The organism is Xanthobacter autotrophicus ATCC 700552 (genome assembly GCF_043194565.1).
GTDB classification, from domain to species: Bacteria; Pseudomonadota; Alphaproteobacteria; order Rhizobiales; family Xanthobacteraceae; genus Xanthobacter; species Xanthobacter autotrophicus_F.
The window spans coordinates 342,428-356,582 of record NZ_JBAFVS010000002.1 but is presented as its reverse complement, the minus strand read 5'-3'; the positions used below and the strand labels follow the sequence as shown (position 1 = coordinate 356,582).

Here is a 14,155-nt window from a genome sequence, read left to right as displayed (position 1 = left end):
GGGGTGCGATTTTGCGTTTTCGGGCTTGGGGTTAACCCCTGTTTCGGTTCCCGAAAGCACGAGGGGCCAGTTCCTGATGGCACGTGGCACCGGGTTCCCGATGGCACGAAGGGATTCACAGGTCGTCCACAGGCCGGCTCGAAAGCGAGCAGCGCGCGCGCACCCGCGTCACACTCCAGGAACAGGGTGTAGCCGGGCAGCGGCTGGCGGCGAATGATGTCCCTGAGCTCGAAGGCGAAGCGCTTGAAGGGCGAGAGGCTGCCCGATTTCAGGTGGAGGTGGCGGAAGTCGAAGCGCCAGCCGGCGTGCTGGCGGCCGCCGTGCTTGCGCACCAGCCGGTAGAGCCAGCGCTCCAACCCGCCCGTTAGCTCGAAATAGGCCCGGTCGATGGTGAGGACGAGGGCGTCCTCCACGATGGCGCAATAAAACCAGTCGGGGACGATGAGCTCGATTCCCGCGGGTCTGCCATCCCGGTCGGTGCGCTCCTTCCACTCGTTGATCCAGGAGAAGCGATGGCGCCGTCCCTCGGCCCGCTGGCGGATCGAGGTGGACACGGTGGTGGATTGCAGCCGGTCGAGCGCCGCCTTCATGCGCTGATAGTCCCGCAGCGAGGTGCCGCGCCCCACGAACCTGAGGATCTCATAGGGGGTGGCGACCACGAAGCGCGACGTGCGCAGGCCAGCGTCGCGGGCCTCCACGATCTGGCTCGCCGCCCAGATCAGGATGTCGGCGTCCCAGATGGTCGCCATGCCGTGGTCAGGCACGGCCTCGACCCGGATGGAGACATCGCCGGCGGCAAAATCGATGGGCGCGATGCGATGGGTCTTGGAGAGGGAGAAGAAGGGATAGGCCATGAGATCCTGCGCATCTCGTGGCGCGAACGCGCCGGGAAGCGCGCGGAACAGATCGAGCTGTCCGCGCTCCGGCTGGGAGTGATGCCGCGCCGCCATGGAGAAGGGCTCCGATCAGCGTGCGAAGCGGTGGGGCTCGGCAAGGCCAGGCAGGCCCTGGCGCTTGGCCGGCAGGATCGAGCCGCGGGGATCGGAGGTGGAGGTGACCGCGCCGCGGGCGACCCAGGCCTGCAGATCCTCGATGGCATAGACGACGCGACCGCCGAGCTTGCGATAGGCGGGACCGGTTCCGTAGGTGCGGTGCTTTTCGAGCGTCCGGGGCGACAGGCTGAGGAAGACGGCGGCTTCCTTGGTGCGCAAGTAGCGTGGCGGCAGCGGGACAGCGTCGGGTCGCATGGATCGAACCTCCGTGGGCGATCTCGGGCCGCTGGTCATCAGCGGCGGATGGCGATCACGGTGGCGAAGGGCAGCCGTCGAGGGGGATGGGGAAGTTTGGGGGGGCGAAAATCCCCACCCTCAGGATGCCGCCGATGCGGCTATGGTCTTCTGCGATGACGCAGGAGCTTGAGATATCCGCCGCCGATCATGGCGAGGCCGCCTTTGACGAGGCCGATGACCTTGTCGCGCAGCGCCGAGGTTTTCCAGGGCTCGGACGCAACGCGCTTGGGGCCGTAAAGGACCGCGGCGATGTCGCGATAGCTGGCGCCGTTCGCCCGACCATCGGCCGCCAGCATCATGGTGCGCAGTCGGCCACGCTGCTGGGCGGTAACGCGGGTGTCGGGGATCAATGGCCGACCCTCGACAGCACGCCAGAAGCGGGTCAGCGCTTCCATCCGCCCTATGGTGTCCGCATCCAGCGGGATCAATGCCGCCAGTGGCGTGTCGGGGCGAGTCCCGGTCAGCAGCAGCACCTGCGCGGCATGGGGTGCCGGACCATGGACCCAGTATCGTCCCTCGGTGCTATCGCGCGGCGCAACCATGCCGCCGAACGACACGCTGGGCGCGCCCGGAAGAAACGCGGGCTGTTGGGCAAGAAGCACGATGGCCGGATCGACCACCGGCGACCACGGGACGTTCTGTTCCACGGCGGAGAGAGATGGCCGCGCGGCGAAATCGCAGCCCCCAGCGCTGCTCCACCTCCCGGGGGAGCGGGTCGGCATCCGAGCCGGCCTTCACGAGGGACTGGTAGTGCTCCTGGTAGGTTTCGTCCCGGCGCAGGCATTCCCAGGCGAGTCCCTCCACCGACAGCGTGTCGAAATAGCCGTAGCTGGCATCTTCTCGCCAGCGCGATGTATCGGGCTTCATCACTCGTCTCCGCATCAAGCGTGCGTATCGAGCAAGGACAATCAGGGATTGAGGGTATTGGGGGAAGCCGGCCGGGGAGCATCGCGTGATGCGGCTGCGGCATCACCCCCTGCGAACGGGCCGCAACGTCAGACGGGACGGCGGAGGAGGTCCTTGTAGCCGCTGGCCGCCACCCATCGGGCCCGCGCCAGATGGCTATCGTGGACATGACGGGCACGTTCGGGCTCCCGAGCCGCGTCGATGCCGAACAGCACCGAGACGATCTCCTGCCAGCCGGCGCCATCCGCCGTGGCATCGAGCAGGCGTGCATAGAGCTTGATATGCCCCCGGTCGTAGTCGGTGAGCTCGGGAGCGGTAGGGACGGCATCTGCAAACGCGTCGGTCATGTCACCCCACGTTTCCATGCCTGGCGCAGCCTTCGTCCCTTCTAGACGACGGCGGATGGTGAAGCGAGCCCGCACGCTGGGAGCATTCCCGGGGCCGCTCTATGATCGATCGGCATCGGCATTGCCGCCGCTTAACCCGCTAGGACCACTTGATTACATATTATAGTTGATAAGCTCAAAGTGTGTAAATTGCGATCCGTCTGCGCATGGACATGCGCAAGCTGGTCGGCCGGAACTTCGCTCGCCTGCGTCAGGAGAAAGGCCTGACGCAGGAGGATGTCGAGGCGCGCTCCGGTTTCAGCCAGCAGTACATCAGCGGCCTGGAACGCGGTCGACGCAATCCGACGGTTATCACCCTCTACGAGCTGGCCCAGGCGCTGGGGGTCAGCCACGTCGAGCTGGTGCGGCCCGACGGCAACGACTGACCGGTGAACCCGGTGGTGGTGAGGCCCCGGCTTGATCAGCCGGGGCCTTGTGCGAGGCTCACTCGCCGCGCCGCCCGCTGGGACGGGACCAGATGAGGCTGAAGGTGTCGGCGTCCTCGTCGTCGAAGAGGTTGGCGTAGATCGGGGCGTTGAAGCTCGGGTCGTCGAGCTTGAGGCCCAGATAGTCGCGGCCTTCGCTGGAGCGCTTGGACCAGGCGGCGCCGATCTCGATTCGGCCCACCAGAACCCGATGGCTGGGGGCGTTCTCGCCATTGGTCCGCAGGTCCGGGACGATGCGCACGCCCTTGGCCTGGACGCTGAGGGTGACGATCTCGCCGCTGAACTCGTTCGCGCCGGTCTTCTTGAAGGTGCCGATGGTGGCCATGGTAAATCTCCGTCGTCCGTTTCCGAGCCCGCACCATGCGGCCTCGATGGCGATCGGAAGGCCGGAGGCGACCGACGCCGCATCGCCTCGGGGCCCCCATCGCGCTGGCGCGATGGGGTGAGGATTGCGACCGGAGCGCAGCGGAGGACGGCGCGAGAGGGACTTTCTTGCCTCGCGAGGAATGACGGCTCCTCGGGGTCCCCACGCGACCTGTCGCGTGGGGTGGGGTCCGGCAGGGGAAGAAAGTCATGATGCGCCGTTGCGGCAGAGGCGGTCGAGGCGCAGCCGTCCTTGGGCCAGATCCGCCCATTGGAGAGGCCGTTTGGAGCGGTCGACCGACGGATACCGAACGGGGATGATGGCGACCCGCCGCAACCTCACGGAAGACCGGCCTGATCCTCTTCGGCTTCACGTCCCCCGTTCCCGGCCTGCTCCGTGTACTTCCGCAGCCAAGGTTACAACCGGCCAAGATCGCTCCCACCATGCGCTGGTCCGCGACTGACCGCGAGGCGTCGTCTCGTCTCAAGAAATCGCGATCGACCGCCGCTTGGGCCTCTGCCGCAAGCGGGGGCGCCACCGATCCCCATCCTCGGACAGCGCGAGCGGCAAAGCTCTTTCAGCTCCGGCCCTGCCGAATGACATGGAGCGTGCTCAGACCTGCGCAAGGTCCCGGCTGGGTGCGCCAGCGACCGCCATGCCGGCGACCCGCGACAGCGTCGTGATGCCGATGGCAATAGCACCGATGATCGAGAAGACGATCTGCCACGTCTCGGACGGCATGGCGAGCTTCGCGATGCCATACGTGGCGTGATAGCCGGCGAAGACGGCCGGGACGACGAAGGCGAGCGCAATGAGGAGCCGCGCCCACATCGGACGAACGATCACGAGCAGAACCTGGCCGATGCCGAGCGTGGTGCCACCAGCGATCAGGCCAACGACAATCGCACCGAGCCAGCCCGCGCCGGTATGGTATGCCCAAGTGCAGGCGCTGACGGCGGCGAAGAACGGCAGCGCGAAGACGGCGAGCGTAAACAGCAGCCAGCACAATAATGCGATGGCGGCGAGACCAAGCAGGATGCCGAGGAAAATCATGGTGGTGTCTCCGTGAGGAACGCTCTGACGGTCGCGCCTTCCACCACCACCACGGCGCGATCACCAGCATAGCAAGAGAAGATGCATGCCGGAATCCCAGTAAGGGGGATACCCGGCACGTCATGCGTACACCTCCGCTATCTGGCGAAGGGATCGATTTCGCGGACGATCTGCGAGGCGTCACCGTCGAACTCGTCGGCTGGCACGACCGAGAGGCTGCCGTCGCCGGCGCGGAAGATCACGATGACGACCATCAGGGTCTTGGCGAGGCTGAGGGCGAAGGCTTGCGCATCGGTGGAGGACATGGGGTCCGGCTCCTGCTCGAAGCGGAGGACCATCCCCCGCTGACAGGCGCCCGACGGGTCCGGCCGAGGGCCGCAATCACCGCGCAGGCGAAGCAGAGCGGCGGCACGCTATGCGTAGCCGACCCCTTGCGGGTTGATGGCGTCAGGCCCTCGGTCGGACCAAGGAACAGCGCAGGAAAGCGGGGGTGGTCTGTTGCTCGAAGAGCGGGAGCTGATGTTGTTTCCCTGACTCCGCAGGTTCGAGAGGCATCGGGTAGCACGACACCCGATGAGCGCGGCCTCTGCTGGGCACCCTCACGAAAATTGACGAGGGAAGGCCTCTTCTGATGAGCAACGATGACGCGGTGTGAAATCCGTACCCAGATGAAAAAGGGGCAGCGCTCACGCGCCGCCCGACCCGAACCGATAGACCGGGATGCCGAGCTTGCGGGCCTTGTCGGCGAGATTGTCCTGGATGCCGGTGCCGGGGAAGACGATGACCCCGATGGGCATGACCGAGAGCATCTGGTCGTTGCGCTTGAAGGGCGCGGCCTTGGCGTGCCGTGTCCAGTCCGGCTTGAACGCGACCTGGGGCACCTTGCGCGCATCGGCCCAGCAGGCGGCGATCCTCTCGGCGCCCTTGGGCGAACCGCCGTGCAGCAGCACCATGTCGGGGTGCTTGGCGTGCACCTGGTCGAGCTTGGCCCAGATGAGCCTATGATCGGCCGTGTCACCACCGGAGAAGGCGATCTTCGGACCTGCGGGCATCAGCACCGTGGTCTCCGCCCGCCTCCGGGCGGTGAGGAAATCGCGGCTGTCGATGAGGGCTGCGGTGAGGTGGCGATGGTTCACCATGGATCCGGTGCGTGGGCGCCAGGCCGAGCCGGTGTGCCGCTCGAAGGCGTCGGCGGCTTCGTCGCGCATCAGCTCGAAGGCGTCGCGGCGCTCCACGAGGCTCTGCCCCTCGGCGATGAGGCGTTCCAGTTCCACCGAGCGCACCTCGCTGCCATCCTGCTCCTGCTGGCTGCGGCGTTGGCCCTGCTCGTTATCGTCAAGGGTGCCCGAGATCCGGCCGGCGGCCCGGTGGAAGAGATGGACGGTGGACCACAGGAGGTCGGGAAGGTCGGGCTCCAGGCGGGTGTCCTGCAGGGTCGCGATGAGAGCATCGAAGATGTCGGCGATGGCGCCGGTGATGTGGTTGGCCTCGGGAAGGGGCCGGGGATCGGACTCGTCGCTGAGCGGGCGGTAGCCGTAGAGCTGGAGTTCCTGCAGCAGGTGATCGGTGGGAGAAGAGTCGTGGGGTTCGTCGTGCTCTGCGCTCATGGGATGCTCCGTCGGTTGGACCGCAGCTCTGCGGCCTTCATGGCGACGAAGCCGGCGGGCGGGTCGGACCTGCACCCCGCGGGAAGCGCGGGGCCGGAGCGCAGCGGAGGATGGCGGAGGCCGGCGATTTTGTTTCGCGATGGAAAGGCGGTGGCAGGGGTCCCGCGACGCCTGCGTCGTGGGGAAAACACCGCCGACGGAAAATCGTCGGCCGCAGCCATTGCCGGTCCGGGACGACTGCTGGCCGATCGCCCTCTGGAAGGCCTGGCTGCGGATCCTCTGTCGACGGTGAGCCTCAGAGCGTGCCGTTAGCGCATCCCCGCTCCCAGCTCCTTCATGTCACGGGTTCAGCATTGTGAAGCGGCTGACATCCTCAGGAGCAAGCAGGCATCGCAGTTCAGCCCGCACCGCATCGACCCCAAAGGCGCGCAGATCCTCGTTGAAGTCGCCGAGCGCTGGCGAGAGCACGATGGCCTCGATCCCGACGGACGCCGCCCGCGAAGCGACACTGTCCCGCGCCCGGTCCCCGGCGGGATCATTGTCGCGGACGATGTAGAGCCGCCGCAGTCCAGGTGGGAAGGCGATGACTGCAAGGTGTGCGGCCGAGAGCGCCGCTGCCATCGGAAGGTTGGGCAGCGCCGTGCGCACGGAAAGGATGGTCTCGATGCCCTCACCGGCGGCCAGCACGTCATCAGCCTCGCCGAATCGAACGGCGTGCTCCAGTAGGTGACCCATGGCCCGTCGGGGCGTGGCGATGGCTGCCTTGTCCGATCCGTCCGGAGCGAGCCATGTCCGGTGGATGCCCATGATCCGTCCGCGGAGATCCGTGACGGCGGCGATCATGGCCTGCAGGGGTTGAATGGACCCGTGTTCAACTGGACGATAGAAGCAGCGCGGGTGAAAGCGCAGGCTTCCGGTTTCGTGCAAAGCCGTGATGCCGCGGTTCCGCAGATACAACTCCACGAGTGTGCCCGGAATAGGCTGTGCGGCAGCAAAGAGACGACGTGCCGAGGTGACAAGGTCACGTGAAAGGCTGTTCGTCCTGAACACGGGAGCCTCCGCGACCTGCCAGGATCGGGGCATATGCAGAAAGGCTTCAGCTTCGGCGACCACCTCGCTGAAGCTGGACAGGCCCCGACTTTCCCGGATCACGTCGAGGAGATCACCGTGCTCCCCCGTGGCCGCATCGGTCCATTTTCCGGCGGGGCCTTTCGCACTGTCCCGCAGCCGCACAAACATCGATCGGCCGGGCGTGTTGCGCACATCCCCCACTTGCCAATAGTGACCCTGCCGCCGGCCTGCGGAGAGATAATGGCGGCATACCGCCTCTGCCTGCCGCCCCAGCCGCCGGGCGAGGTCATGCGCAGCATCCGCCATGAGGACGCTCCAAGAAAAAGGCCCGCCGTCCGGACCACGCGATACAGGGGTCGCGGAGCCTCGGCCGGCGGGCCAGGTTGCCCGGGAGGATTATTCGGCGGCGATCGGGGGAGAGGCCGCCTCAGGCTCTTCAGTCTCGGCGAGGTCCTCCTCTTCGCCCATGGCCGTTGCGCCGTCGATCTTCGCCGTTTCTTCGCCGGCGATGTCGCAGGGCTGGGTCCGCAGGGCCTCCGGGAGCCAGCTGCTATCGGCAAGAAGGGTCTCGGCCTCCCGCGCCATGTCGCCCTTCTTGAGGTGGGCGATCCGCTCCGCCGCTCGTTCGCCCTTCGCCTCGGTCACCGCCTGCAGGATACGGGCCTTGGTGACCCGGCCGAGGAAGGTGTCGACGGTGGGCTTCCACCCAGCCGCCGCCATGTCGAGCGCCACCGCCTGAGCGAGGCGGTCGGCATGGGCGAAGGCGCGTGGACGGCGGTTCCAGGCCTCGTGCACGGCATTGACCGAGAGGCTCACCACATGGGCGAACAGGGCGGCTCGGCTGTCGCGGTCCCACCCGCTCAGGGTGTCCCAGAGCGCGACCGGCTCTTTCGGAAGCGCCTTGGCCCAGCTCTCATGCCGGATACGGATGGCCTCGGCCGAAACGCTGTCGTTGAGGCCAGGCGCCTGGGCGTTGAAGGACACGCTCTTGAGATCGAGTTCAAGGCAGCTGTCCGAGCCGTAGACGTAAAAGGCCTTCAGTGTCAGGGCGTGGACCGCGGCGAGGAAGGCGATGTCAGGCTGCTCGCCCAGCGCATGGCGCAGGCCGAGGGTGCGATGGGTGGTCAGCTCCGTGAGCAGACGGTCGGAGATGGGGGTGAGGCCGTCCTCCTCCTCGGGCTCAGCGGAAGCATCGGACGTTACTGCCTCCTGTCGAGGTGCCGAGGTCGCGTCGGTGGAGACTTCGGCCTTGGCGGAAGTGGCATGCTCCTCTTCGACCGGCACTTCGTCCTCCGGGCGGACATAGCCCCGCTCCACCCGGAGCTTGCCGTCCTGGGCGATGCTGACGAAGGCTCCGGCGCGGCCGACCTCCGCCGGATCGAACGCGAGGGGCCGCGTCTCGAATGCCTCCAGGATCGCCTCCAGCTCACCGAGCCGGGCGTCGACCTCCTCGGGGAGTTCGTCGGCGTCGGCATGTTCTTCGGAGAGGCGATCATATGCAGCCTGGGCCGTCGCCCGAGCTGCCTCCTCCTCCTCGGTCAGGGGCGTCGGCTCACCCCGCAGCTGGCGTAGGCCGTAGGTGTGGCCATAGGCGAAGTCCGGCGCCACTTCGATCCACTTCCAGCCTTCGCTCCGGATCGCGTCGGCCTCGGCGGCGAGCTTCTCGGCCACCATCCGGTCGACGAGGGCCACGTCCTGCAGCCAGCCGCCGTCGTCCCCCTGGAACAGGTCGCGCAGCACCGTGCCGCCGGCCGTCTCATAGGCCTCGATGCCGATGAACCGGGCCCGCTTGTCGCTGGCCCGAACCGCACCTTCCGTCAGCATGCGCCGGATGACATAGGGCTGCTTGTCGTAAGCCTGGGAGAGACGCTCCAGCACCTGCTCCTGCCGCTCATGGTCGCCCGACACGGTGAAGGCCATGAGCTGATCGAGGGTGAGGCCATCCTCGGCATAGACGTCGAGGAGCTTCGGGGAAAGCGATGCAAGCTTCAGCCGCTGCTTCACCACCGCGGCCGAGACGAAGAAGGCGGCGGCGATCTCCTCCTCGGACTGACCCTTCTCCCGCAGAGCGAGGAAGGCGCGGAACTGGTCGAGCGGGTGCAGCGGTGCGCGCTGGACATTCTCGGCCAGCGAATCCTCCTCGGCGATACCGCCCTCCCGCACGATACAGGGCACGGGCGCTGTCTTGGCGAGGCGCTTGCGCTTCACCAGCAGCTCCAGCGCCCGATAGCGCCGTCCGCCGGCGGGGATCTCATACATGCCGGTCTCGACGCCATCCACATCGACGACGGCGCGGACATTGAGGCCCTGGAGCAGTCCTCGGCGCGCGATGTCCTCGGCGAGTTCCTCGATGGAGACGCCGGCCTTCACCCGACGGACGTTGGACTGGCTGAGCACCAGCCTGTTGAAGGGAATGTCCCGCGAGGACGAAAGGGTGATCTTCTGAACAGCCGTGGCCATGGGATGCTTCTCCGCGACGGGCGGCCGGAGAACCTCTCTCTGGCCTCCAACCCGTCACGAAACAAGGCGCCGCCCTCTGCCTCTGAGGACGGCGCCGTAAAACCGACAATCCGGAAACCTGGAACGACACGGAGCCAGAACCACCGCAATCCGCATCTCAGGCTTTGCGGATCTCAGGCGGCGCGATCGAGCAGCTTCTTCGCCCGGGCCTCCAGATCGAGGCGCGCATCCTGGTGCGGCTTGTCCCGCGCCACCGCGGTGATGCCCTGCACGAAGTCGAAGATGCTCTCCGGCTTGCGGCCCTCCTCGGCGAGCACGGTCTCGATCACCTTCTGCGTCTCGGCTTTGGAGAAGCCCTTGCGACGCAGGAACTCGGTGCGGTCCTCGTCGGTGCGGGCCACGATGCGCTCACGGGCCGCCTTGATGCCGTTGACGAAGGGCATGGGGGAGGAATTGGCGAACCGCTCCAGGGCCGGCGCGGCCTGATGGGCGAAACGGGAGGCGGCGTATTTGGAGTGGCGGATGGTGATCTCCTCGAAATCCTCCACGCCCCACAGATTCCGGTTCTGGCAGACCGCCCGCAGATAGAAGCTGGCGATCCCCAGCGTCTTCGCCCCCACCTCCGAGTTCCAGCAATAAAAGCCCCGAAAGAACAGGTCGGGCGAGCCATCCGGCAACCGGCCGGCTTCGATGGGGTTGAGATCATCCACGAGGAACAGGAAGACGTCCCGGTCCGAGGCATAGAGCGTGGTGGTGTCCTTGGTGATGTCGACGCGGGGATTATAGATGCCGGTCGACCAGTCGAGCACGCCCGGAACCTTCCAGCGGGTATCGCCCGTGCCGTTGCCGGCGATGCGGCGCACGGCATCTACAAGCTCATGGTCATAGATGCGGCCATAGTCAGGACCGGTGACGGCCCGGAGCTCGACGCGGCCGTCCTCCACCTCCAGCGTCTTCACCTGCTCGGCGCGGTGCGTCAGCAGGCCGTGCTGCAGGTTGATGCCGGCGAGGGGCGCCGGGAGCTGCCGCAGATAAGATGCCGGTGCGCCGACCAGGCTGGCCATTTGGCCGAAGCTCCAATGGGTTGGCGCGACCGGCATCTCCGAGCCCGGCAGCACCAGCGCTAGGCGCTCGGCAGCCTCTCGGCTCGCCTCCACCCGGATCGCCGCGCTCTCCACTGTCCGCGTCCGGCTGCGCTCGGTCCGGCCATATACGGCGGCGAACAGGTCCGACAGGGACAGATAGCGCTCGTCTGCCGGCCGGGAGAACCATTCCGAGGACACGCGGCCGATCCGCTCGCCCCGGCTCACATCCACCTTGTAGCCGCCAGCACGATCGCGCGCGGCGTCCAGAATCTCCACCTGGGTCATGGGTCGTCTCCATGACGGGCGCCGGGAGCCTCTGTCCCAGCCCTCAACCCGTCATGGTCGAACCGACCGACCTCTCACTCTCGACGCATAGTAGGACAACCCGCAGACCAGTCGCCGGAGACCAGGAGCGTAGTGGTAGGGGTCAGAAAACAGCAGGCGATGCTCGGCGATGAACGCGTACTTCACTTTGCATCCTTGGCGAAGTACGCGGCCGCTTTCGCGCAAGCCACTGATGACGCTCACGCCTTCCTTCGGATGGTCCCTTCCAATCGGGTCGCTTCGGCCACGGTGTTCGAAATGGTGCCGTACTTGCGGATGTTGGTGTGGAGCAAAGCCAGGCGCTGCTCCGTCTCGTCCGTATCGATGATCAGCTCGTAATCCACCGAGATGATCTTCGGCGGCGCGTCCTGCCGAACGGCGTGGAGCGTGACATCCACCCCGCGCAGCTCGAAATTCAGCATCGGGGTCACCCGCTCGATGCCCTTGATCATGCAGGCCGCGATGGCAGCAAGGAACAGTTCCGCCGGGTTGAAAGCATCGGCGCGTCCGCCAATGTCAGTATCGAGGGTGATCTCGGCCTCTTTCGTGCGGGCGAGGCTGCCGTGAGCGTCGATGCGCGCCGCGCGAACCTTGTATTCCAGCATGGCGGGGCTCACGTCGCGAGCCAGCGGGCGACATCGTCCGGCTTCGGCAGGCCGCCTGCGTGCACCACTTTGCCGTCAATGACGATGCCGGGGGTCGAGGCGATGCCGTAGCCCGCGATCACTGCGTAGTCCGTCACCTTCTCCACGCTCACGTCGAGCCCGAGTTTGGCCGCCTCGTCCCGCACCATCTGCGCCGTTGCCTCGCAGCGGGAGCAGCCGGGACCGAGCACCTTCACGTCTTTCATGGCTTTCGCCTTTCTTGTTTTAAGAAAACAGCGCGTTGAACAGGAAGCCCACGGCGAGGATGCCGGTGCCGACCACGCCCACGAACACGGCGATCAATTTCAGGCTCAGTACTTTGCGCAGGATGATCATTTCCGGCAGAGACAAAGCGATCACCGCCATCATGAAGGCCAGCACGGTGCCCAGCGCCGCCCCCTTGGCCAGCAGGGCCTCCACCACCGGGATGATGCCCGCGGCATTGGAATACATGGGAATGCCCAGCAGAACCGCGGCCGGAACCGACCACCACGCATCCCGTCCCATGATGGAGGCGAGGAGGTCCGCCGGCACGTAGCCGTGGATGAAGGCGCCCGCGGCGATGCCGGCGATGATCCACATCCACACCTTGCCGACGATGTCGCGCACCGCCTCGAGGCCGGCCTTGATGCGGTCCACCAGCGTCATGCCATTGGACGGCAGCTCGACCGGAGCGGCGCGCACGTTGCGCACCCAGTCTTCCAGCCAGCCCTCCAGGTGCAGCCGCCCGATGACCCAGCCGGCGACGATGGCCACCGCCAGGCCGAAGGCCAGATAGGTGAGCGCCACCTTCCAGCCCACGAGCGCGAACAGAAGGCCCAGCGCCACCTCGTTCACCATGGGCGCGGCGATGAGGAAGGAAAACGTCACGCCGAGGGGGACCCCGGCGGAGACGAAGCCGACAAACAGCGGCACCGCCGAGCAGGAGCAGAAAGGCGTGACGATGCCGAGGCCGGCGGCCGCGATATTGCCGAGCCCCTCGCGCTTTCCGGCGAGCAGCGCACGGGTGCGCTCGGCGGAGAAGAAGCTGCGCACCACGCCCATGGCGAACACCACCAGCGTCAGCAGCATCAGCACCTTGGGCGTATCGTAGATGAAGAAGGTGACCGCTTCGGCCAGATGGCTGCCGGGCTCCACCGGCAGGCGGGCCACCAGCCATTGGGAGAACGGCGCCAGCTGGGCATAGACCACGAACCAGATCGCGATCGCCGCGATCGTTGCCGCCGCCCAGGCCAGAGGCGATGCCTCCCGCGGCGGCTTGCGCTCGGTCAATGACAGGTCAGCGCTCATGCGGCTCTCCTGTTCGATGAAGCGTCCAGGCTGGTGAGGACAGCATCGATGATGGCGGCCTGCTCGGCCGGCAAGTCGGGGTTGCGACGGTAGCGCACCCATTGGGCATCCCGCCGGTCGATCACCATGCCGGCCTGCTTGAGCACCGCCATATGGCGCGACATGCGGGATTGGGTGACGCCGAGGACGCGCACAAGCTCGCAGACGCAATGCTCGCGCCCGTCCCACAGGAGGCGGACCGCCGCGAGGCGGGTGGGTTCGGCCAAGGCCGACAGAAGGGTGAGCGCGGACTGCATGGATTCGTTTTACGCTCATGCGCATATGCGTGTAAACGCATTTTATTCGAGGTCTATCGCCGGTAACGCGGCGATTTCGGCCATCGGTGACGACAGTTTCGGGTGTGTCCGCCCGCCGCTGTGGTTCGCGCGCAGGACCACGGACGCCGTCCGTCCTGCATCACGAAAGGGGTATTGGGCGTGGATCGATGCGGCAGGAGGAGCAAGCGCGCCTAGAATGCTCGGGCTCAACCCCGGCTCAGGTCGGAGGGGCGGACGTGTCCGCCCGCAGGAAGGGAGAGCGTCATGAAGATCAAGTCTGTCTCCATTGCGCGCGTCGCAGCGTTTGCGCTGGTCGCGGCGGCATTGTTCGCTGTGCCGGCGAGCGCCCAGATGGGCGGTGGGCCGGGCCAGGGTCCGGGCATGATGGGTCAGGGGGCGGGATATATGGGTCCCGGCCAAGGGGGCTGGGGTCCCGGGTTCCATCGCTCGGCCCGGGGCATGATGGGCGGCTGCGGGGGCTGGATGGCGGGTGATGCCGATGGCGAGGTGCCCGCCTTCATTGAGGGGCGAGCTGCCTTCCTGAAGGCCGAGCTCGGCGTCACCGATGCGCAGGCCAAGGCATGGAACGCCTATGTGGTGGCGATGAAGAACAATTTCGTCAGCATGCAGGGCCTGCGCCAGGCCATGCGCGCCAGCTTTGACGCCGACACGCCGGTGGAGCGCCTGGAGTCCCGTATCGCGGTGATGGAAGCCCGCGCCGCCGCTCTCAAGGACATGAAGCAGCCGCTCAGCGACCTCTACGCCGCGCTCAGCGATGGCCAGAAGAAGAAGGCCAACGAACTGCTCACCGGCATGGGATGCATGATGTAAACGTGACGGGGCGGGCCTCGCCGCCGCGGCGGGCGGAGGCCCGCCGCCTCTGACGTACTTTGTCGCGACCGGCCTGTCTCGT

Annotated in this window: 18 protein-coding genes; 2 read left to right on the top strand and 16 right to left on the bottom strand. The window is 66.8% G+C overall.

Annotated features, from left to right (window positions below; genetic code table 11):
- From V5F48_RS03585 to V5F48_RS03565, 5 genes are all read right to left on the bottom strand, one after another.
- On the bottom strand, positions 1 to 950 hold a 950-nt coding region (locus V5F48_RS03585; RefSeq protein ID WP_394040137.1), incomplete at its 3' end, for a replication initiator protein A.
- A gap of 15 nt (positions 951 to 965) precedes the next feature.
- Positions 966 to 1,247, bottom strand: coding sequence for a helix-turn-helix transcriptional regulator (locus V5F48_RS03580; RefSeq protein WP_237355862.1), 282 nt, complete (start codon positions 1,245 to 1,247; stop codon positions 966 to 968).
- Positions 1,248 to 1,387: 140 nt separating this feature from the next.
- On the bottom strand, positions 1,388 to 1,846 hold the full coding sequence (locus V5F48_RS03575) for a DUF2285 domain-containing protein (protein ID WP_237355861.1): 459 nt from the start codon (positions 1,844 to 1,846) through the stop codon (positions 1,388 to 1,390).
- Positions 1,812 to 2,156 (bottom strand): transcriptional regulator domain-containing protein, encoded by a 345-nt coding sequence (locus V5F48_RS03570; RefSeq protein ID WP_394040134.1) that lies wholly within the window; start codon positions 2,154 to 2,156, stop codon positions 1,812 to 1,814. Before V5F48_RS03570 ends, V5F48_RS03575 begins: the two co-directional genes overlap by 35 nt.
- Before the next feature lie 128 nt (positions 2,157 to 2,284).
- Positions 2,285 to 2,560, bottom strand: coding sequence for a DNA -binding domain-containing protein (locus V5F48_RS03565; protein ID WP_394040132.1), 276 nt, complete (start codon positions 2,558 to 2,560; stop codon positions 2,285 to 2,287).
- A gap of 188 nt (positions 2,561 to 2,748) precedes the next feature.
- Here V5F48_RS03565 and V5F48_RS03560 point away from each other — a divergent pair, with 188 nt between their 5' ends.
- Entirely contained in the window at positions 2,749 to 2,967 is a 219-nt protein-coding gene (locus V5F48_RS03560; protein WP_138397488.1) for a helix-turn-helix domain-containing protein, read from the top strand.
- A gap of 58 nt (positions 2,968 to 3,025) precedes the next feature.
- On the opposite strand, the gene V5F48_RS03555 is transcribed toward V5F48_RS03560, so the two are convergent.
- The 11 genes from V5F48_RS03555 to V5F48_RS03505 all read right to left on the bottom strand — a co-directional run bounded on the left by V5F48_RS03555 (position 3,026) and on the right by V5F48_RS03505 (position 13,221).
- A complete protein-coding gene (locus V5F48_RS03555) occupies positions 3,026 to 3,352 on the bottom strand; it encodes a DUF736 domain-containing protein (RefSeq protein WP_237345925.1) in 327 nt (108 codons plus the stop codon).
- A 651-nt stretch (positions 3,353 to 4,003) separates the two neighbouring features.
- Complete coding sequence (locus V5F48_RS03550; RefSeq protein ID WP_394040130.1) at positions 4,004 to 4,444, bottom strand: hypothetical protein; 441 nt, start codon at positions 4,442 to 4,444, stop codon at positions 4,004 to 4,006.
- A gap of 137 nt (positions 4,445 to 4,581) precedes the next feature.
- Positions 4,582 to 4,749 (bottom strand): hypothetical protein, encoded by a 168-nt coding sequence (locus tag V5F48_RS03545; protein ID WP_229644176.1) that lies wholly within the window; start codon positions 4,747 to 4,749, stop codon positions 4,582 to 4,584.
- Between the two features lie 381 nt (positions 4,750 to 5,130).
- Positions 5,131 to 6,051: a DUF2493 domain-containing protein gene (locus V5F48_RS03540; protein ID WP_394040128.1), complete on the bottom strand. Its 921-nt coding sequence runs from the start codon at positions 6,049 to 6,051 to the stop codon at positions 5,131 to 5,133.
- A gap of 339 nt (positions 6,052 to 6,390) precedes the next feature.
- Positions 6,391 to 7,428: a DUF7146 domain-containing protein gene (locus V5F48_RS03535; RefSeq protein ID WP_394040126.1), complete on the bottom strand. Its 1,038-nt coding sequence runs from the start codon at positions 7,426 to 7,428 to the stop codon at positions 6,391 to 6,393.
- Between the two features lie 90 nt (positions 7,429 to 7,518).
- Positions 7,519 to 9,582, bottom strand: coding sequence for a ParB/RepB/Spo0J family partition protein (locus V5F48_RS03530; RefSeq protein WP_394040124.1), 2,064 nt, complete (start codon positions 9,580 to 9,582; stop codon positions 7,519 to 7,521).
- Positions 9,583 to 9,755: 173 nt separating this feature from the next.
- The gene (locus V5F48_RS03525; protein ID WP_394040122.1) at positions 9,756 to 10,952 is read right to left on the bottom strand and encodes a DUF932 domain-containing protein; all 1,197 of its coding nucleotides are present in this window, start codon (positions 10,950 to 10,952) and stop codon (positions 9,756 to 9,758) included.
- Between the two features lie 239 nt (positions 10,953 to 11,191).
- Positions 11,192 to 11,596, bottom strand: coding sequence for an OsmC family protein (locus V5F48_RS03520; protein ID WP_394040120.1), 405 nt, complete (start codon positions 11,594 to 11,596; stop codon positions 11,192 to 11,194).
- Between the two features lie 8 nt (positions 11,597 to 11,604).
- Complete coding sequence (locus V5F48_RS03515) at positions 11,605 to 11,841, bottom strand: thioredoxin family protein (RefSeq protein ID WP_229644047.1); 237 nt, start codon at positions 11,839 to 11,841, stop codon at positions 11,605 to 11,607.
- A 19-nt stretch (positions 11,842 to 11,860) separates the two neighbouring features.
- Positions 11,861 to 12,925 (bottom strand): permease, encoded by a 1,065-nt coding sequence (locus V5F48_RS03510; protein WP_394040118.1) that lies wholly within the window; start codon positions 12,923 to 12,925, stop codon positions 11,861 to 11,863.
- Positions 12,922 to 13,221: an ArsR/SmtB family transcription factor gene (locus V5F48_RS03505; RefSeq protein WP_237347775.1), complete on the bottom strand. Its 300-nt coding sequence runs from the start codon at positions 13,219 to 13,221 to the stop codon at positions 12,922 to 12,924. Before V5F48_RS03505 ends, V5F48_RS03510 begins: the two co-directional genes overlap by 4 nt.
- A 285-nt stretch (positions 13,222 to 13,506) precedes the next feature.
- Here V5F48_RS03505 and V5F48_RS03500 point away from each other — a divergent pair, with 285 nt between their 5' ends.
- The gene (locus tag V5F48_RS03500) at positions 13,507 to 14,073 is read left to right on the top strand and encodes a Spy/CpxP family protein refolding chaperone (RefSeq protein WP_394040115.1); all 567 of its coding nucleotides are present in this window, start codon (positions 13,507 to 13,509) and stop codon (positions 14,071 to 14,073) included.
- Positions 14,074 to 14,155: the final 82 nt, after the last annotated feature.

Bases quoted from the DNA above. Each gene is read 5' to 3' on its own strand.
- V5F48_RS03580 (WP_237355862.1), bottom strand. From the start codon at position 1,247: ATGCGACCCGACGCTGTCCCGCTGCCGCCACGCTACTTGCGCACCAAG.
- V5F48_RS03570 (WP_394040134.1), bottom strand. From the start codon at position 2,156: ATGAAGCCCGATACATCGCGCTGGCGAGAAGATGCCAGCTACGGCTAT.
- V5F48_RS03565 (WP_394040132.1), bottom strand. From the start codon at position 2,560: ATGGAAACGTGGGGTGACATGACCGACGCGTTTGCAGATGCCGTCCCT.
- V5F48_RS03560 (WP_138397488.1), top strand. From the start codon at position 2,749: ATGGACATGCGCAAGCTGGTCGGCCGGAACTTCGCTCGCCTGCGTCAG.
- V5F48_RS03555 (WP_237345925.1), bottom strand. From the start codon at position 3,352: ATGGCCACCATCGGCACCTTCAAGAAGACCGGCGCGAACGAGTTCAGC.
- V5F48_RS03550 (WP_394040130.1), bottom strand. From the start codon at position 4,444: ATGATTTTCCTCGGCATCCTGCTTGGTCTCGCCGCCATCGCATTATTG.
- V5F48_RS03545 (WP_229644176.1), bottom strand. From the start codon at position 4,749: ATGTCCTCCACCGATGCGCAAGCCTTCGCCCTCAGCCTCGCCAAGACC.
- V5F48_RS03540 (WP_394040128.1), bottom strand. From the start codon at position 6,051: ATGAGCGCAGAGCACGACGAACCCCACGACTCTTCTCCCACCGATCAC.
- V5F48_RS03535 (WP_394040126.1), bottom strand. From the start codon at position 7,428: ATGGCGGATGCTGCGCATGACCTCGCCCGGCGGCTGGGGCGGCAGGCA.
- V5F48_RS03530 (WP_394040124.1), bottom strand. From the start codon at position 9,582: ATGGCCACGGCTGTTCAGAAGATCACCCTTTCGTCCTCGCGGGACATT.
- V5F48_RS03525 (WP_394040122.1), bottom strand. From the start codon at position 10,952: ATGACCCAGGTGGAGATTCTGGACGCCGCGCGCGATCGTGCTGGCGGC.
- V5F48_RS03520 (WP_394040120.1), bottom strand. From the start codon at position 11,596: ATGCTGGAATACAAGGTTCGCGCGGCGCGCATCGACGCTCACGGCAGC.
- V5F48_RS03515 (WP_229644047.1), bottom strand. From the start codon at position 11,841: ATGAAAGACGTGAAGGTGCTCGGTCCCGGCTGCTCCCGCTGCGAGGCA.
- V5F48_RS03510 (WP_394040118.1), bottom strand. From the start codon at position 12,925: ATGAGCGCTGACCTGTCATTGACCGAGCGCAAGCCGCCGCGGGAGGCA.
- V5F48_RS03505 (WP_237347775.1), bottom strand. From the start codon at position 13,221: ATGCAGTCCGCGCTCACCCTTCTGTCGGCCTTGGCCGAACCCACCCGC.
- V5F48_RS03500 (WP_394040115.1), top strand. From the start codon at position 13,507: ATGAAGATCAAGTCTGTCTCCATTGCGCGCGTCGCAGCGTTTGCGCTG.